Source organism: Pseudomonas sp. GW822-FHT06B12 (assembly GCF_058799675.1).
The window spans coordinates 258,515-276,600 of the sequence record NZ_JBXALR010000004.1 but is presented as its reverse complement, the minus strand read 5'-3'; the positions used below and the strand labels follow the sequence as shown (position 1 = coordinate 276,600).

The window sequence follows — 18,086 nt, the reverse complement described above, 5'->3', positions numbered from 1 at the left end:
CAAGCCACGCATTTGCGTGGCTTGTTGTTTTTTGACGCGCCTGCGGGCGCCCAGAGAGAAGAGGCACGACGATGAGCGCACTGGTTGGCGTGATCATGGGCTCCAAGTCCGATTGGTCCACCCTTAGCCACACCGCCGATATGCTGGAAAAGCTCGGCATCCCTTACGAGGTGAAAGTGGTTTCTGCCCACCGCACCCCGGACCTGCTGTTCCAGTACGCCGAAGAGGCCGAGGCCCGTGGCATCGAGGTGATCATTGCCGGTGCCGGTGGCGCGGCCCACTTGCCAGGCATGTGTGCGGCCAAGACCCACCTGCCGGTGCTGGGCGTGCCAGTGCAGTCGTCGATGCTTTCGGGCGTCGATTCGCTGCTGTCGATCGTGCAGATGCCAGCGGGTATTCCGGTTGCCACCCTGGCCATCGGCAAGGCCGGCGCGATCAACGCCGCGCTGCTCTCGGCGAGTATCCTGGGCGCCAAGCACCCGCAGTTCCACGCGGTGCTGAAAACCTTCCGTGCTGAGCAGACAGACAGCGTCCTGGACAATCCAGACCCACGCATCGCCTGAGGTTGTTGACGATGAAGATCGGTGTAATCGGTGGCGGCCAGTTGGGTCGCATGTTGGCCCTGGCAGGTACGCCGCTGGGAATGAACTTCGCTTTTCTGGACCCCGCGCCGGATGCCTGCGCAGCTGCGCTGGGTGAACACCTGCGGGCCGACTACGGCGATCAGGACCACCTGCGTCAGTTGGCCGATGAAGTCGATCTGGTGACCTTCGAGTTCGAAAGCGTTCCGGCCGAAACCGTGGCCTTCCTGTCGCAATTCGTCCCGGTTTACCCGAGTGCCGAAGCGCTGCGCATTGCCCGCGATCGCTGGTTCGAAAAGAGCCTGTTCAAGGACCTGGGCATTCCGACTCCGGCCTTCGCCGATATCCAGTCGCAAGCCGATCTTGAAGCCGCGGTAGCCACCATCGGCCTGCCTGCGGTGCTGAAAACCCGCACGTTGGGTTACGACGGCAAGGGCCAGAAAGTCCTGCGCACACCGGCCGATGTGCTCGGCACGTTCGCCGAGCTGGGCAGCGTGGCCTGCTTGCTGGAAGGCTTCGTGCCGTTCACCGGTGAAGTCTCGCTGATCGCCGTGCGCGCTCGCGATGGCGAAACGAAGTTCTACCCATTGGTCCACAACACCCACGACAGCGGCATTCTCAAACTGTCCGTGGCCAGCACCGACCACCCGCTGCAAGCCTTGGCCGAAGATTACTCCAGCCGCGTGCTCAAGCAGCTGGACTACGTCGGCGTGATGGCGTTCGAGTTCTTCGAAGTCGACGGTGGCCTGAAGGCCAACGAAATCGCCCCGCGCGTACACAACTCCGGGCACTGGACCACCGAAGGCGCCGAGTGCAGCCAGTTCGAAAACCACCTGCGCGCCGTTGCCGGCCTGCCGCTGGGTTCGACCGCCAAGGTCGGCGAGAGCGCGATGCTCAACTTCATCGGCGTTGTACCGCCCGTGGAGAAGGTCATTGCCATCGCTGATTGCCATCTGCACCACTACGGGAAGGCGTTCAAGGTCGGCCGCAAGGTCGGTCACGTCAACCTGCGTTGCGCCGACAAGGCCACGCTTGCGCAGCAGATTCTCAAGGTCGAAGCGCTGATCGCCGAATAGTTTCATCTGGCAGCGACGGAACCTTCGGTCGCCGCCGATCTCTGATGGCAGGATGCCAAAGTCTGACTAGGCTTTGGCATATCCAGTCCAGTTCATTCAGAGGGAAACGGCATGCACATTATTGGAACCATCTTCATCGGATTGATCGTTGGCCTGCTGGCTCGTTTCCTGAAGCCGGGTGACGACAGCATGGGCTGGATCATGACCATCCTGCTCGGCATCGGCGGTTCGCTGGCGGCCACGTACGGCGGCCAGGCGCTGGGTATCTATCAGGCTGGCCAAGGTGCGGGCTTCATCGGTGCACTGGTGGGCGCGATCATCCTGTTGGTGATCTACGGCTTCATTAGAAAGAGCTGATTCAAACGACAAAGCCCTCTCTGCTCTGCGTGCGGGGAGGGCTAGAATGCTCGACGACTTACTGACTTCCCTTTTGCCGAGCATCTTCATGCGCCGTCTTCTGTTGACTCTCCTATTGCTGGGCTCAGGCCTGGCCCATGCCGGCGAACTGCCGGAAACCGACTGGCTCGAACTGATGCCCAAGTCGGACCAGAAGGCCCTTGAGGCCATGCCTGAAATCGACCACAACTCGCCCGAAGCCAACGGCACCTTTACCGACAAGGGTGGCCTGAAGCAGAGCAAGGGCTTGCCGGCGGTGATGTATTCGACCAAAACCGTGGCGTCGATGAACGACAAGAATATCCGTATCGGTGGTTATCCCGTGCCGTTGGAAACTGATGGCAAGGGTCGCAGCACGCTATTCTTCCTGGTGCCTTACCCAGGTGCCTGCATCCACGTGCCACCGCCGCCGCCTAACCAGTTGGTACTGGTGCGTTATCCGAAGGGGTTGAAGCTGGACGATATCTACACACCGCTGTGGGTCACCGGCACGCTGAAGATCGAGAAGGTCAACAATGACCTGGCCGATGCGGCCTATGCGCTGGATGCGGAGAAAGTGCGGGTGGTCAAAGAGTCGGATCTGTAACGCGCCAGCTGGCTTGGCACTGATCAAATGTGGGAGCGAGCTTGCTCGCGATGGCGGTGTAACAGTCAACATAGATGTTGGATGTTATGGCCTCATCGCGAGCAAGCTCGCTCCCACATTTGTTTATGGCGTTGCTTAAAGCGGTTTGCTGGCGATGCTGACGCCCAGCGTATGACTCGCCCCCGGCGCCAGGGTCACGATGTCATCCATCACGTTGGCCGTTTCGATGCACAGCATGCGCTGCCAGCCATCGTCGGCCATGTCACTGAACTGCGCCGCGCGCGCAATCCACGGGTTCCAGATCACCGCCGAGCGCGAGCCGCTGCTGGTCAGTTCGATCCGCCGTTCCCAGGCCGGATCGACGATGCTCAATGGCGCCGGTGTATTCAGGTAAATCCGGTCGGTTTCCCCGGCAAAACGCAGATCGCCGGTCTGAGTGACGGTTTTCCAGTTATCCAGGGTTTCGATGTAGCTCAGCCCGTCCAGGCCTTCGACATGCACGTTACGTACATCGCTGACCGCGAAGTAGCTGTGCAGCGCCTGGCTGATGCTCACGCTGTCGGCACCGCGATTATTGCTGGTCAGGTTGATGTGCAGTTGCTCATCAAGACGAATGCTCAGCGTCAAATCGACCTGATGCGGCCAGCCGGGCAGGCCGCCTTCCGGTAGCGGCAGGACAAATTCGACCTTCAGGCTTTCGCCTTCGGCTTCAATCGCGCCCAGCTCCCAGTCCATCGCCCGCACCAGCCCATGGGCGGTAGCGGGTTGATCGCTGACGCGCATCGCCTGAACGCTCGGCGGGTTGCGGTCGAGATTGCCAAACCATGGCCAGCACACGGGAACACCTGCACGGATGCTCTTGCCGGTTTTGAACACCGCCTCATCGTTGAGCCAGATCAGCGGCGGTTGCCCGGCCAGTTGATAACTGAGGATGTGCGCGCCTTGCTGGGCCACCAGCAGTTCGGCCTGACCGTGGCGGATGCGCCAGCAGTTCAGTTCATCCAGTTTCACGGCTTCAACGTTGGGAGTAGGCATGTTGCACATCTCGCTCAGGATCAATGACAGCAATGGACCGCAAAACGGCTGCCGGGTTTAACGAGCTCTAGGCGGAACCGAGCGGGTGCGGCCGCTGCCATCGATGGCGACGAACACGAACACCGCTTCAGTGACTTTACGCCATTCGCTGGACAGTGGATCGTCGCTCCAGACCTCGACCATCATCTTGATCGAGCTACGACCGATTTCCGTTGCCTGGGTATAGAAGGACAGCTGCGCGCCGACCGCGACCGGCACCAGGAACGCCATGCGATCGATCGCCACGGTGGCTACGCGCCCGCCCGCGACTTTGCTGGCCATCGCCGTGCCGGCCAAGTCCATCTGAGACACCAGCCAGCCGCCGAAAATATCGCCAAAGCCGTTGGTTTCGCGGGGAAGCGCGGTGATTTGCAGGGCCAGATCGCCTTGCGGAATAGGATCTTCTTGTTCGAGCTCTATCATGCCGGGGGTGCCTCTGACCCGTGACTCTCTTTGGTACTTCAGGTGAATAGCCGTCTTGAGAAAAACGATTCAGCCCGAACATACTACGTTCGTCGCGTTTTCCATAAGGCGCGCTAAAGGGAAACTCTGCGAAATCGACTGGTAGAGCCAGCGGCGTCTTCGCACAGCAACCCTTTCAGCGTGTTGCAGGTTGCGAGTATATCGAGCGGTAGACCGCGCGACGACCACCCGGTTCTCATTTTGACGGCCAAATACGCGCTTCCATGTGCTTTTTCGAACAATTTGTTATCGTGCCGAACCTGCCCAAGCCCCTGCCAGCGTTGTTGGGGTTGCGGATCTGACTATAAGAGAAGCCCTTGCCATGACCACAGCGCCATCGAGCATAGCGACACCCGCGCAATCTGCACGTCCCTTGACCCGCAACGATTACAAGACGCTGTCGCTGTCTGCCTTGGGCGGTGCGCTGGAGTTTTACGACTTCATCATTTTCGTGTTCTTTGCCACGGTCGTCGGCAAGTTGTTCTTTCCGGCGGACATGCCCGAGTGGTTGCGGCTGATGCAGACCTTCGGCATCTTTGCCGCCGGTTACCTGGCGCGGCCGCTGGGCGGCATCGTCATGGCGCACTTCGGTGACCTGTTGGGGCGCAAGAAAATGTTCACCCTGAGCATTTTCATGATGGCCGTACCGACGCTGATCATGGGCTTGCTGCCGACGTACGCGCAGATCGGCATGTGGGCGCCGATCCTGTTGCTGCTGATGCGCGTGATCCAGGGCGCGGCGATTGGCGGTGAAGTGCCAGGGGCCTGGGTCTTCGTTTCCGAACACGTGCCCCAGCGGCACATCGGCTACGCCTGCGGCACGCTGACGTGCGGCCTGACTGCCGGCATCCTGCTCGGCTCACTGGTCGCCACTGTAATCAACAGCCTCTACACCTCTGAACAAGTAGCTGATTACGCCTGGCGGATCCCGTTCCTGCTCGGTGGTGTGTTTGGCCTGTTCTCGGTCTACCTGCGCCGCTGGCTGCACGAAACCCCGGTGTTCGCCGAGCTGCAACTGCGCAAGGCGCTGGCCGAAGAAGTGCCGCTGCGCGCGGTACTGCGTGACCATCGCGGCGCCATCGCCATCTCGATGTTGCTGACCTGGCTACTGTCGGCCGGGATCATTGTGGTCATTCTGATGACCCCGACCGTGCTGCAAACCATTTATCACTTCTCGGCCACGACCGCGCTGCAAGCCAATAGCGTGGCCATCGTGTGCCTGAGCCTGGGTTGCGTAGCCTCCGGCGCGCTGGCGGATCGCTTCGGTGCTGGCCGGGTGTTCGTGTTTGGCAGCGCGGCGCTGCTGGCGACGTCCTGGACCTTCTACCACAGCCTGTTCAATCACCCCGACTGGCTGTTCCCGCTGTACGCGCTGACCGGCCTGTTCGTCGGCACCATCGGCGCGGTGCCGTTCGTGATGGTCAAGGCGTTCCCGGCGGTGGTGCGCTTCAGCGGCCTGTCGTTCTCCTACAACCTGGCTTACGCGATCTTCGGCGGCCTGACCCCGATGGTCGTCACCCTGCTGCTCAAGGAAAGCCCGATGGGGCCTGCCTACTATGTGGCAATCATCTGCAGTATCGGGATTCTGGTGGGTGGTTATCTCTGGAAAAACAACCGCTAAGCCGACCCCTTGCATTGACTGCACCGGCCTCATCGCGAGCAAGCTCGCTCCCACAGGGGATCTGCGGTAAACACAGAACCAATGTGGGAGCGAGCTTGCTCGCGATGAATGATGACGCGGTACTCCTTCAAAACGCCAAATGCTGGCCTTTCATCTAATTGTCATATTCGAGTCATAGAGTGTTCATACGGCCTGCCGATACTTGGCCCCGACTTAACACACCCTATTTGCTAGGAGTAAGGCATGAAACTGAAGCGTTTGATGGTGGCAATGACTTTTGTCGCTGCTGGCGTTGCAACCGCCAATGCGGTAGCCGCTGGTGTTGACCCGGCTATTAAGCCTTATGTAAAGGCCACCGGTGTGTCGGGCAACCTGTCCAGCGTCGGTTCCGATACCCTGGCCAACCTCATGACCTTGTGGGCTGAGAACTACAAAAAAGAATACCCGAACGTAAATATCCAGATTCAGGCCGCTGGCTCCGCCACTGCGCCACCTGCGTTGACTGAAGGCACCTCTAACCTGGGCCCGATGAGCCGCAAGATGAAGGACACCGAACTGGCTGCCTTCGAGCAGAAGTACGGCTACAAGCCAACCGCCATCCCGGTTGCCGTGGATGCCTTGGCCGTGTTCGTGCACAAGGACAACCCGATCCAGCACCTGACCATGGAACAAGTCGACGCGATCTTCTCCTCGACTCGTCTGTGCGGCGCTAAAGAAGAAGTCAAAACCTGGGCCGACCTGGGCGTGAAAGGCGACCTGGCCAACAAGCCGGTTCAGCTGTTCGGCCGTAACTCGGTATCCGGCACTTATGGCTACTTCAAAGAAGAAGCCCTGTGCAAAGGCGACTACAAGCCAAACGTCAACGAACAACCAGGCTCGGCTTCGGTCGTGCAATCGATCAGCTCGTCGCTGAACGGTATCGGTTACTCGGGCATCGGCTACAAGACCGCCAGCGTGAAAACTGTTGCCCTGTCGAAGAAAGGCAGCACCGAGTTCATCGAAGACAGCGAAGAAAACGCCCTGAACGGCAAATACCCGCTGTCGCGTTTCCTCTACGTTTACGTCAACAAAGCCCCGAACAAGCCTCTGGCCCCGCTGGAAGCCGAGTTCGTGAAACTGGTTCTGTCCAAACAGGGCCAGGAAGTTGTAGTGAAAGACGGCTACATCCCACTGCCAGCCAAAGTTGCCGCCAAGGCACTGGCTGACCTGGGTCTGGCGGAAGGCGGCGCTGAAGTCGCAAAAAAGTAAAACCCTGAGCCAGGGCTGAAGTCCTGACTCGGTAGGAGCCGGTTCGGCGGTGAATGGCCTCACCGCGGTGAGCCAGTCGACCAGGTCGATTGCACTGCCGGCGAGCCGGCTCCTACACCCCCAAATTTCTGTCCGCTGCCAGTTCACACGGGCGGCGGATTTGTTGCGTCACTGCATTGTCATCTTTCTGTCATACAGGATCGCTAGGGTGTGCGCATGAATGATCTGGCCAATTCCAACATGACTACCAATCCCCCCAAGCGCATTGACTTCAATACGCCTGAGCTGCAACGCAAGCGCCGTATGCGCGCGCTCAAAGATCGCCTGACCCGCTGGTATGTCCTTGTCGGCGGCCTCGCCGTGCTCGGCGCGATCACGCTGATCTTCTTCTTCCTTGGCTACGTCGTTGCGCCACTGTTTCAGGGCGCCAGCCTGACCGCCAAAGACGCGATTACTCCGGCCTGGATGCAAGACGCCGGCAAACCGCTGATGATCTCCCTCGAAGAACAGAACCAGGTCGCCATGCGGGTTTCCGACAAGGGCCAGGCGCTGTTTTTCGACATCGACAGTGGTGCCGAGCTGCGCCGCGTCGACCTGCCGATCCCGGCCGGCACCAGCGTAACCGCCATTGGTAAAGACCAGCCCGGCCATCCGCTGGTAGCGGTGGGCTTGTCCAACGGTCAGGTGCTGGTGTTCCGTCACACCTATAAAGTCAGTTACCCGGAAGGCAAGAAAACTATCTCGCCGGCCATCGAATTCCCGTACGGCGAAACGCCGATCGCACTGAACGAGCAGGGCGGTGCCCTGGAGCACGTTAGCCTCAATGCGACCGACTCGACCCTGCTGCTCGCTGGCTCTACCGGTTCGCAATTGCACGTGCTGTCGCTGAGCAGCGAAGAAAACATGATGACCGGTGAGGTCACCAACGAGCAGAAGCGCATTGAACTGCCGCAAATGACCGAGCCGGTGAAGAACATCTTCGTCGACCCGCGTCAGCAGTGGCTGTACGTGGTCAACGGTCGCGCCCAGGCCGACGTCTTCAGCCTGAGCGACAAGAGCCTCAACGGTCGCTACAAACTGCTGGATGACGGCGAAGCGCAAGTGACCGCCAGTACTCAACTGGTGGGCGGCATCTCGCTGATCATCGGCGACTCCAAGGGTGGTCTGGCCCAGTGGTTCATGGCTCGCGATACCGATGGCGAGCAACGACTGAAACAGATCCGCACCTTCCAGATGGGCACCACGCCGATCGTTGAAATCACCGCCGAAGAACGTCGCAAAGGCTTCGTCGCCCTCGACACTGCCGGCAAGCTCGGCGTGTTTCACAGCACCGCTCACCGCACCTTGTTGGTGGACCAGGTGGTTGATGGCACGGGCCTCTTCGGTCTGTCGCCGCGTGCCAACCGCATCATCGTGGAGCAGGGCGGCAAGCTGCAACCGCTGCTGCTCGACAACCCGCATCCGGAAGTCTCGTGGAGCGCGTTGTGGAGCAAGGTCTGGTACGAAAACTACGACGAGCCTAAATACGTCTGGCAATCGACCGCGGCCAACACCGACTTCGAACCCAAGATGAGCCTTTCGCCACTGACCTTCGGTACGTTGAAAGCGGCGTTCTACGCGATGCTGCTGGCGGCGCCGCTGGCTGTTGCGGCCGCGATCTACACCGCATACTTCATGGCTCCGGGCATGCGCCGCAAGGTCAAGCCGGTCATCGAATTGATGGAAGCGATGCCGACGGTGATTCTCGGTTTCTTCGCCGGTCTGTTCCTCGCGCCGTATGTCGAAGGCCACTTGCCGGGGATCTTCAGCCTGCTGCTGTTGATGCCGGTCGGCATCCTGGTGGCCGGTTTCACCTTCAGCCGCCTGCCTGAGTCGCTGCGCCTGAAAGTGCCGGACGGCTGGGAAAGCGCGATTCTGATCCCGGTGATCATTTTCGTCTGCTGGCTTTCGCTGTACATGAGCCCGTACATGGAGACCTGGTTCTTCGGCGGCGACATGCGCATGTGGATCTCCCACGACCTGGGCATCACTTACGATCAGCGCAACGCACTGGTGGTCGGTCTGGCCATGGGCTTTGCGGTAATCCCGAACATCTATTCGATCGCTGAAGACGCCGTGTTCAGCGTGCCGCGCGGCCTGACGCTGGGCTCCCTGGCCCTCGGCGCTACGCCATGGCAGACAATGACTCGCGTGGTGATCCTCACCGCCAGCCCGGGCATTTTCTCCGCACTGATGATCGGCATGGGCCGTGCGGTCGGTGAAACCATGATCGTGTTGATGGCCACCGGTAACACCCCGGTCATGGAAATGAACCTGTTCGAAGGCCTGCGCACTCTGGCCGCCAACGTCGCGGTGGAAATGCCCGAGTCGGAAGTCGGCGGCAGCCACTACCGCGTGCTGTTCCTCTCGGCGCTGGTGTTGCTGTTGTTCACCTTCATCATGAACACCCTCGCGGAGCTGATCCGTCAGCGTCTGCGCAAGAAATACTCGTCGCTTTAAGAAAGGTAGAAGTCTGTGAAACAGAACTCCCTGAAAGGATGGTTCAAGAGCGGCGCCCCCGGCGTCTGGATCAGCGGTGGCGCGGTGTCCATCGCGGTCATCATGACCATTGGTTTGCTGGCGGTGATTGCCGTGCGCGGTCTGGGCCACTTCTGGCCGGCAGACCTGATGCACGCCAGTTACGACGTGCCAGGCCAGGCCAACCATATCGTCATCGGCGAAGTGGTGCAGAAGGAAGAAGTGCCGCGTGAGCGTCTGAAAAGCGCTGGTTTGCCAGTGCCGGATCAGGGCCCGGAGTTCATGACCCGCGAGCTGATCAAGGTCGGCAACCGTGACATCAACGGCAATGACTTCACCTGGATTGTCGGCGAGTGGCTGACCAACCAGAGCAATCCACCCGAGTTGATGACCATCGAGCGTCGCGAGTGGGGTAACTTTTACGGCTACCTGCTCAACGTCAAACAGGACGGCAAGGTCATCGCTGAAGGCGAAGCAGCCTGGCCGGAGTTGCAAGCGCGGGTGGATCGCGTCAACCAGCTCGCGGCACAACTCAAGAGCCTCGAAAAAACCGACATTGGCGCGATCAACTCAGGCCTTGAGCGTATTCGCCTGCACGGCCGCAAGCTGGAACTGGAGGGCAAACTCGACGCCGCCGCGCAAGCTGATATGGAGTCCGAGCGCGCCGAGCTGAACGCCCGCTATCAAGACGTCGAAGCGCGCCTGAGCGACCTGCACACGCAGTTCAACCGCGACAGCCTGACCGCTCGCGATGCCAATGGTAAGGAAGTCGAAATCGGCATCGGCAAAGTGGTTCATGCCTACCAGCCGAACGCCATGAGCTACCTGACCAAACTGGGTTTCTACTTCAAAAAGGTCTGGGAATTCCTCAGCGACGACCCGCGTGAAGCCAACACCGAAGGCGGGATCTTCCCGGCGATCTTCGGCACCGTGATGATGACCCTGATCATGGCGATGATCGTTACCCCGTTCGGCGTACTGGCGGCGGTCTACCTGCGTGAATATGCACGCCAGGGGCCGATGACCCGTTTGATCCGCATTGCGGTGAACAACCTGGCGGGCGTTCCGGCGATTGTTTATGGCGTGTTCGGCCTGGGCTTCTTCGTTTACGTGCTCGGCGGCTCGGTTGACCGTTTGTTCTTCCCTGAAGCCTTGCCGGCGCCGACCTTCGGCACCCCGGGCTTGCTCTGGGCCTCGCTGACCCTGGCGCTGCTGGCGGTGCCGGTAGTGATCGTGGCCACTGAAGAAGGTCTGGCGCGGATTCCTCGCACCGTGCGTGAAGGCTCGCTGGCCCTCGGCGCGACCAAGGCTGAAACCTTGTGGAAGATCGTGCTGCCAATGGCCAGCCCGGCGATGATGACCGGGATGATCCTCGCCGTGGCTCGCGCCGCCGGTGAAGTGGCGCCGTTGATGCTGGTGGGTGTGGTGAAACTGGCGCCGTCGCTGCCGGTAGACGGCAATTACCCCTACCTGCACCTTGACCAGAAAATCATGCACCTGGGCTTCCACATTTATGACGTCGGCTTCCAGAGCCCGAACGTCGAAGCCGCGCGGCCGCTGGTCTACGCCACGGCGCTGCTGCTGGTGCTGGTGATCGCCACGCTCAACCTGTCGGCAGTGTGGATTCGTAACCACCTGCGCGAGAAATACAAAGCTTTGGATAGCTGATTTCATGCAGCACTGATTTTTCTGTGGGAGCGAGCCTGCTCGCGATGGCATCACCGCGGTTTCAGACTTAAACCGCGCCGCCTGCATCGCGAGCAGGCTCGCTCCCACAAAAACCGAACCGAATTTGTTAGCACAGGGAGTTTCCCATGCAGCACGAAACACATACCCACGGCATCAACATGTCGGCCCTGGGTCGCGACAAACAGAGCCTGAACCTGGCACAGGAAACCGTGGCCATCGAAGTGCCGAGCCTGAGCCTGTTCTACGGCGACAAACAAGCGCTGTACGACGTCAGCATGAACATTCCCAAGCAGCGCGTGACCGCTTTCATCGGTCCGTCCGGTTGCGGCAAGTCAACGCTGCTGCGCACGTTCAACCGGATGAACGATCTGGTGGACGGCTGCCGTGTCGAAGGCGAGATCAACCTGTACGGCAACAACATCTACCGCAAGGGCGAAGACGTGGCTGAACTGCGTCGTCGCGTCGGCATGGTGTTCCAGAAGCCGAACCCGTTCCCGAAAACCATCTATGAAAACGTGGTCTACGGTCTGCGCATTCAAGGCATCAACAAAAAGCGCGTGCTCGACGAAGCCGTCGAATGGGCGTTGAAGGGCGCGGCACTGTGGGATGAAGTCAAAGACCGTCTGCACGAGTCGGCACTGGGCTTGTCCGGTGGTCAGCAGCAACGTCTGGTGATCGCTCGTACCATCGCGGTGGAGCCGGAAGTGCTGTTGCTCGACGAACCGTGCTCGGCACTCGACCCGATCTCGACGCTGAAAGTCGAAGAACTGATCTACGAACTGAAATCCAAGTTCACCATCGTCATCGTGACCCACAACATGCAACAGGCCGCGCGGGTTTCCGACTACACGGCGTTCATGTACATGGGCAAACTGGTGGAATTCGGCGACACCGACACCCTGTTCACCAATCCGGCGAAGAAGCAGACCGAAGACTACATCACCGGTCGGTATGGCTAGTTGAGGCAGCTGCAAGCCGCAAGCTTCAAGCGGCAAGTGAGAGCGGTTCAGCGTTACGACACAAATAGCTTGCAGCTTGTAGCTTGCAGCTCACAGCTTTTGCGGAGCAAATCATGATTTCGAAGGAAGGTTTAACTCACCACATCTCCCAGCAGTTCAACGCTGAGCTTGAGGAAGTGCGCAGCCACCTGCTGGCCATGGGCGGGCTGGTCGAGAAGCAGGTTAATGACGCGGTCACTGCACTGATCGAAGCGGACTCGGGTCTGGCCCAGCAAGTGCGCGAGATCGACGACCAGATCAACCAGATGGAGCGCAACATCGACGAAGAATGCCTGCGCATTCTGGCCCGTCGTCAGCCGGCCGCGTCCGACTTGCGCTTGATCATCAGCATCTCCAAGTCGGTGATCGACCTGGAACGCATCGGTGACGAAGCGACCAAAATCGCCCGCCGTGCCATCCAGCTGTGCGAAGAAGGCGAGGCCCCGCGTGGCTACGTCGAAGTTCGGCACATCGGCGATCAGGTACGCAACATGGTTCGCGACGCGCTGGACGCTTTCGCTCGCTTCGACGCCGACCTGGCGTTGTCGGTGGCCCAATATGACAAGACCATCGACCGCGAATACAAGACCGCGCTACGCGAACTGGCGACCTACATGATGGAAGATCCGCGTTCTATCACGCGGGTCTTGAGCATCATTTGGGTGCTGCGTTCACTGGAGCGGATCGGCGACCACGCACGCAATATTTCCGAACTGGTGATTTACCTGGTGCGCGGTACCGATGTCCGTCACTTGGGCCTCAAGCGCATGAAGGAAGAAGTTGAAGGCACAAGTGCCGAAAGCGCTAATGTTCCGGGCAAAGCTGACGATAAGTAAGATTGCCCAAGTAAAGCGCCCGGCCCTTTGGCCGGGCGTTTTTGTTTGTGGTTTTGCAATTCATAGCACCCGCGAACGAAAAAAGTCCCGGCGTGACTGAAGAGTTTTGGCAAAGTGCCATCAGCAAAGCGTTATGCTTGCCGGGATTTTTTAAAGGGGTGTTTGATGAGTAAGGTCAGTGTGTTGGTGGTCGATGACGCTTCGTTCATTCGTGACCTGGTGAAGAAGTGCCTGCGCAACTACTTCCCGGGCATTCGAATCGAAGACGCGGTCAACGGTAAAAAGGCGCAGGCCATTCTGGCGCGCGAAGCATTCGACCTGGTCCTGTGCGACTGGGAGATGCCGGAAATGTCCGGCCTCGAACTGCTGACCTGGTGCCGCGAGCAGGACAATCTCAAGAGCATGCCGTTCGTCATGGTCACCAGCCGTGGCGATAAAGAGAACGTGGTTCAGGCGATTCAGGCCGGCGTTTCCGGCTACGTCAGCAAACCCTTCACCAACGAGCAGTTGCTGACCAAGGTCAAACAGGCCCTGAACAAGGTCGGCAAACTCGACACCTTGATGAACAGCGCGCCCACCAAGATGAATTCGGCGTTCGGCAACGACTCGCTCAGCGCACTCACGGGCGGCAAGGCTGCTGTCGTCGCCCCTGCGGCGGCCCCGGTCAATCCGTTCGCCAAACCTGCCGCCGCCGCACCTGCCCCGGCAGCAGCACCCTCTCGCGGCCTGCTCAACAGCCCGCCGGTCAAAGCCCCTGCAGCGGCCCCGGCCGGCGGTCGTGGCCAAGGTCAACTGCGTCTGCCCAACGGCACTCAGCAATGTGTGATCAAAGCCTTGAGCATCAAGGAAGCGTTGCTGGTGGTTAAACGCACCGACACCCTGCCACAAGTGCTGGATAGCGCAGTGCTCGACCTGGAGCAGGGTGACAACGCTGAAGTCGCACGCCTGAACGGTTACCTGCACGCTATCGTCGCCTTTGAACCGAAACCCGACAGCGAATGGCTGCAACTGACCTTTCGCTTCGTCGACCAGGACGCACAAAAGCTCGACTACATCTCCCGCCTGATCGCCCGCGGCACGGCGCAGAAGCATTTCGTACCGGGCGCGTAAGTACAGCTTCGCCTGTCAGTACGCCATCGCGAGCAAGCTCGCTCCCACATTTAATTGGCGTCGAACCACATTTATGTGATCGACACACAACCAGTGTGGGAGCGAGCTTGCTCGCGATGGGGTCATCGAACTCTGCGCATCTCTCCCTGAAGCGCTCATTGGTCGTTCCCAACCCCTCGGACATTTCCTTCAAGTTGTAGCGGTGTTCGGTAACTAGTCCGGCCTGCGAGTCAGGGCTAGTCTCACCCTGTCACCAAAAAACGGTGACACGGACGTGCAAGTCCGGCTTGGTACACAATCGTAGATGGCTATTCATCGAGCGTTTTCTTATGCTCGCGAATCGTTATGGCGGCTGTGTGTGGGAGGCCTTCGGGTCTGCCGGTTTCCGAGCCCGGTCTTGCACACCTATGCACAGCTGCCACCTCTTTCGAAGCAAGCGAAACGGTGTTAGCTCCTTAATCTCGGAATTACTCCAATGATCAAGCCAACACCTAATCCACCAGAAGACCCAGCAACTTCCCCCTACGAATCCCTGGATTCGAAAAAACTCCACGAAGCCGCCGAACGCGCCCTCGACCACCACCTGACCCCACCACGCCACAAAATCCACCTGGCCGACGCCCGCAAAGGCCAACTCTTCATCGTCGCCCCAGACGTCGACACCGACAGCCTCCTGGCCAACGCCTCCGAAGACATCGCCTCCATCAAAGCCATCGCCGGCGACCTCGCCTTCGAAATCGAAGGCTCCCGCCGCAACGTCGCCCTCGCCATCTACCGCATGGCCGAAGGCGCCCAACTGCTGATCGACCGCGCCATGGACAACCTCGACCCACCGAACCCAGCGGAATATCGGGTCAAGATGTAGTTGATCGTTCCCACGCTCCGGCGTGGGAACGCCTCCCCGGACGCTCCGCGTCCAGTTCGACGGTGACGCAGAGCGTCACTGGCTGCATTCCCACGCAGAGCATGGGAACGATCGAAAACCGAAATGCGGGATATCGAACTGGCACGCGCCAGATTGCAGGAAATAGGTTGAACACCATGACCGAACGTCAGATTCAAACCGAGCGTTTCACCAGTGTCTGGGATGCGCTGGAAGACACTCCACAACAAGCGGCCAACATGCGCCTGCGTTCCAGGCTGATGCAGGAACTGTGCAAAACCATTCGTGCCTGGGAGTTGCCGCAAAAGGACGCGGCCAAACGCCTGGGCATCACTCAACCCCGGCTCAATGATGTGCTCAACGGCAAGATCGACAAGTTCTCGCTGGATGCCTTGGTGAACTTGTCCGCAGCCGCTCGATTGGGCGTTGATATCTGTTTCGACCCACAGCCGCTCGGGCCACTTCAGATGGTCTGATGCGGTCAGTTGATCGTTTACGAAAGGTTTGGGAACGATCATTTGAAACATCTGCCGACTACACGGGTCCATTCTGGCTGCTAGGCTGTTTTCAGGCCTTCCTCGACAGAACCTTGCCCATGCTCGCGCGATTGCTGTTTTTCTGTGGTCTGTTCATGGCCTCCACTTCGGCTGTGGCCATCACTATTTACAAATCCACCAGCGTGACGGGCGTGGTCTCGTACAGTGACCGCCCATCCCATGGCGCACGGATCTTTGTGTTTCGCGACCGGATGGACGAGCACCTTGAGCGCCAGGTTCATCTGGATATCAAGAAGCAGAAGGACACGCACATCGTGTTTGCGCGTAACGACCTGTATGCGCCGGTAGAGGTCGAGTTGAGTTTTGCAGGACTGATGAATGTCAGGGGCGCGCCTTCGCAGACGATCCGCCGGGTGTTGCCGGCGCGCAGCACTATGCGTCTGGCGTTGCTCACGGCGATTGCGCCTGGCAAGCCGCTGGCCTATACCCCGACGTTCAACTATTCACTGGGCGACCCCTCAGGCACCACGCTGGCCTATCGATATCCGCTGCCGTGGCGTGGCGGGCCGTTTCACCTGACTCAGGGCGCCAATGGTCAATACAGCCACTTTGGGGTCAAGAACCGTTACGCGATGGACATCGCCATGCCGGAAGGCACGCCGATCATTGCGGCGCGTGGCGGGGTGGTGGTGAAGACCGAAAACAGCCAGAGCGGACGTGGCACCGATCCGTCCGGCAACTTCGTGCGGGTGCTGCACGATGACGGGACCATGGGCGTGTACCTGCACCTCAAGCGCGGTTCGGTGTGTGTTCGGGAAGGTCAGCGGGTGGCGGTCGGCAGTGCGCTGGCGTTGTCGGGCAACACCGGCAACAGCAGCGGGCCGCACTTGCACTTCGTGGTGCAGCGCAATAGCGGGCTGGGGCTGGTGTCGATTCCGTATCAGTTCAACCAGCCGGTGGGCAGCTTGCCGAACTTTGCGTTGGGCAAACAATAATGTGTTGTCCGAGCTGGCGCTATCGCGAGCAAGCTCGCTCCCACAGGGGATTTGTGTTTTGCCGGGAAACCGGAGTAACACCGAATCAGTGTGGGAGCGAGCTTGCTCGCGATGGGATCGACGCCGATCAGGTGTCGGGCACTAGTCGAGCATCAACACCTTGGCCAATATGATCTTCGGACCTTTCATCTTTTTGATGATGATCCGCAAACCCTCGACTTCCAGCACTTCTTCCTCTTCCGGCACCCGTTTCAGGGTTTCGTAGATCAGCCCGGCGAGGGTTTCTGCTTCGACGTGGTCCAGATCAATGCCCAGCAGGCGTTCGACCTTGAACAGTGGTGTGTCACCGCGCACCAGCAACTTGCCCGGCTGGTAAGCGAGGATCCCGCGCTCGGCTTTGCGGTGTTCGTCCTGGATGTCGCCGACCAGCACTTCCAGCACATCTTCCATGGTCAGGTAGCCGATGATGTTGCCGTCGGCCTCTTCTACCACGGCGAAGTGCGAACCGCCTTTGCGGAACTGCTCCAGCAACTGCGACAACGGCATATGGCGCGATACGCGCTCCAGCGGGCGGGTCAGCTCGGCCAGGTTGAACGACTCGGGAATGTGGTCCAGTGCGGCCAGTTCCAGCAGCAGGTCCTTGATGTGCAGCAGGCCGACGAACTCCTGGCGTTCGCTGTCGTACACCGGGTAGCGGCTGAACTTGTGACGACGGAACAGCGCGAGGATTTCCTTGAGCGGCGCATTGAACTCCAGCGTCACCAGGTCTTCCCGGGAGTTGGCCCAGTCGACCACTTCCAGCTCGCCCATCTCCACGGCCGAGGCGAGTACGCGCATGCCTTGGTCGCTCGGGTCCTGGCCACGGCTGGAGTGCAGGATCAGTTTCAGTTCTTCACGGCTGTAATGGTGGTCGTGATGCGGGCCGGGTTCGCCTTGGCCGGCGATCCGCAGGATGGTGTTGGCGCTGGCGTTGAGCAGGTAAATGGCCGGGTACATTGCCCAATAGAACAGGTACAGCGGCACTGCGGTCCACAGCGACAGCAGCTCGGGTTTACGGATCGCCCAGGATTTGGGGGCCAGTTCGCCGACCACAATGTGCAGGTAGGAAATGATGAAGAAGGCGGTAAAGAACGATATGCCTTTGACCACTTCAGCGGACTCTACGCCCACCGCACTGAGCAGTGGCGCCAGCAAGTGCGCGAACGCCGGTTCACCGACCCAACCCAGGCCCAGGGAGGCGAGGGTGATACCCAATTGGCAGGCGGACAGGTAGGCGTCGAGCTTGCTGTGTACGGTGCGCAGGATCTGCCCGCGCCAGCCGTTTTTATGGGCAATGGCCTCGACCTTGGTCGAGCGCAGTTTGACCATGGCAAATTCCGCCGCAACGAAGAAGCCGTTGAGCAAAACCAGGATCAGTGCAAAAAGAATCATGCCGAAATCGGCGAAGAGTGAAGCGAGGGTCAAGCCAGGGGAAGGGTCCATGATGGAGTTTTGCGGGTTCCGTATATTCGAAAGGA

At 59.7% G+C, this 18,086-nt stretch carries 17 protein-coding genes; 14 read left to right on the top strand and 3 right to left on the bottom strand.

The genetic code is table 11. The features are described from left to right. Window positions 1–71 precede the first annotated feature (71 nt). The 4 genes from purE (at window position 72) to AC1RKH_RS11305 (ending at window position 2,639) form a co-directional block, all read left to right on the top strand. Window positions 72–563, top strand: a complete 492-nt coding sequence (gene purE, locus AC1RKH_RS11320) for a 5-(carboxyamino)imidazole ribonucleotide mutase (RefSeq protein ID WP_019694319.1) — start codon at window positions 72–74, stop codon at window positions 561–563. A gap of 11 nt (window positions 564–574) precedes the next feature. Continuing rightward, on the top strand, window positions 575–1,657 hold the full coding sequence (locus tag AC1RKH_RS11315) for a 5-(carboxyamino)imidazole ribonucleotide synthase (protein ID WP_493062722.1): 1,083 nt from the start codon (window positions 575–577) through the stop codon (window positions 1,655–1,657). A gap of 111 nt (window positions 1,658–1,768) precedes the next feature. Continuing rightward, complete coding sequence (locus AC1RKH_RS11310) at window positions 1,769–2,014, top strand: GlsB/YeaQ/YmgE family stress response membrane protein (protein ID WP_123427470.1); 246 nt, start codon at window positions 1,769–1,771, stop codon at window positions 2,012–2,014. 88 nt (window positions 2,015–2,102) lie between these two features. Continuing rightward, the gene (locus AC1RKH_RS11305; RefSeq protein WP_123427514.1) at window positions 2,103–2,639 is read left to right on the top strand and encodes a DUF3299 domain-containing protein; all 537 of its coding nucleotides are present in this window, start codon (window positions 2,103–2,105) and stop codon (window positions 2,637–2,639) included. A 135-nt stretch (window positions 2,640–2,774) separates the two neighbouring features. On the opposite strand, the gene AC1RKH_RS11300 is transcribed toward AC1RKH_RS11305, so the two are convergent. Together AC1RKH_RS11300 and AC1RKH_RS11295 are read right to left on the bottom strand one after the other, a co-directional pair. Then, on the bottom strand, window positions 2,775–3,674 hold the full coding sequence (locus AC1RKH_RS11300) for a D-hexose-6-phosphate mutarotase (RefSeq protein WP_493062721.1): 900 nt from the start codon (window positions 3,672–3,674) through the stop codon (window positions 2,775–2,777). Between the two features lie 57 nt (window positions 3,675–3,731). Further along, window positions 3,732–4,136 (bottom strand): acyl-CoA thioesterase, encoded by a 405-nt coding sequence (locus AC1RKH_RS11295; protein WP_019694314.1) that lies wholly within the window; start codon window positions 4,134–4,136, stop codon window positions 3,732–3,734. A 361-nt stretch (window positions 4,137–4,497) separates the two neighbouring features. Here AC1RKH_RS11295 and AC1RKH_RS11290 point away from each other — a divergent pair, with 361 nt between their 5' ends. The 10 genes from AC1RKH_RS11290 (at window position 4,498) to AC1RKH_RS11245 (ending at window position 16,569) form a co-directional block, all read left to right on the top strand. Continuing rightward, window positions 4,498–5,796, top strand: coding sequence for an MFS transporter (locus AC1RKH_RS11290; protein WP_123427468.1), 1,299 nt, complete (start codon window positions 4,498–4,500; stop codon window positions 5,794–5,796). Window positions 5,797–6,039: 243 nt separating this feature from the next. After that, window positions 6,040–7,044 (top strand): phosphate ABC transporter substrate-binding protein PstS, encoded by a 1,005-nt coding sequence (locus AC1RKH_RS11285; RefSeq protein ID WP_123427466.1) that lies wholly within the window; start codon window positions 6,040–6,042, stop codon window positions 7,042–7,044. A gap of 465 nt (window positions 7,045–7,509) precedes the next feature. Further along, window positions 7,510–9,543 carry an ABC transporter permease subunit gene (locus AC1RKH_RS11280; RefSeq protein WP_493062823.1) on the top strand — a complete coding sequence of 678 codons (2,034 nt, stop codon included), beginning with the start codon at window positions 7,510–7,512 and terminating at the stop codon, window positions 9,541–9,543. 15 nt (window positions 9,544–9,558) lie between these two features. Further along, window positions 9,559–11,229, top strand: a complete 1,671-nt coding sequence (gene pstA, locus AC1RKH_RS11275) for a phosphate ABC transporter permease PstA (protein ID WP_493062720.1) — start codon at window positions 9,559–9,561, stop codon at window positions 11,227–11,229. Between the two features lie 146 nt (window positions 11,230–11,375). Continuing rightward, window positions 11,376–12,209: a phosphate ABC transporter ATP-binding protein PstB gene (pstB, locus tag AC1RKH_RS11270; protein ID WP_019694309.1), complete on the top strand. Its 834-nt coding sequence runs from the start codon at window positions 11,376–11,378 to the stop codon at window positions 12,207–12,209. A gap of 113 nt (window positions 12,210–12,322) precedes the next feature. After that, window positions 12,323–13,084: a phosphate signaling complex protein PhoU gene (gene phoU / locus AC1RKH_RS11265; RefSeq protein WP_123427460.1), complete on the top strand. Its 762-nt coding sequence runs from the start codon at window positions 12,323–12,325 to the stop codon at window positions 13,082–13,084. Window positions 13,085–13,249: 165 nt separating this feature from the next. After that, entirely contained in the window at window positions 13,250–14,194 is a 945-nt protein-coding gene (locus tag AC1RKH_RS11260; protein WP_493062719.1) for a response regulator, read from the top strand. 475 nt (window positions 14,195–14,669) lie between these two features. After that, complete coding sequence (locus tag AC1RKH_RS11255; RefSeq protein ID WP_493062718.1) at window positions 14,670–15,059, top strand: DUF6124 family protein; 390 nt, start codon at window positions 14,670–14,672, stop codon at window positions 15,057–15,059. Between the two features lie 176 nt (window positions 15,060–15,235). Next, window positions 15,236–15,553: a helix-turn-helix domain-containing protein gene (locus tag AC1RKH_RS11250; RefSeq protein WP_123427510.1), complete on the top strand. Its 318-nt coding sequence runs from the start codon at window positions 15,236–15,238 to the stop codon at window positions 15,551–15,553. Between the two features lie 119 nt (window positions 15,554–15,672). Beyond that, window positions 15,673–16,569, top strand: coding sequence for a M23 family metallopeptidase (locus tag AC1RKH_RS11245; RefSeq protein WP_493062717.1), 897 nt, complete (start codon window positions 15,673–15,675; stop codon window positions 16,567–16,569). A gap of 141 nt (window positions 16,570–16,710) precedes the next feature. Here the strand turns inward: AC1RKH_RS11245 and AC1RKH_RS11240 are convergent, their stop codons facing one another. Beyond that, window positions 16,711–18,051: a hemolysin family protein gene (locus AC1RKH_RS11240; RefSeq protein WP_123427442.1), complete on the bottom strand. Its 1,341-nt coding sequence runs from the start codon at window positions 18,049–18,051 to the stop codon at window positions 16,711–16,713. Between the last annotated feature and the right edge of the window lie 35 nt (window positions 18,052–18,086).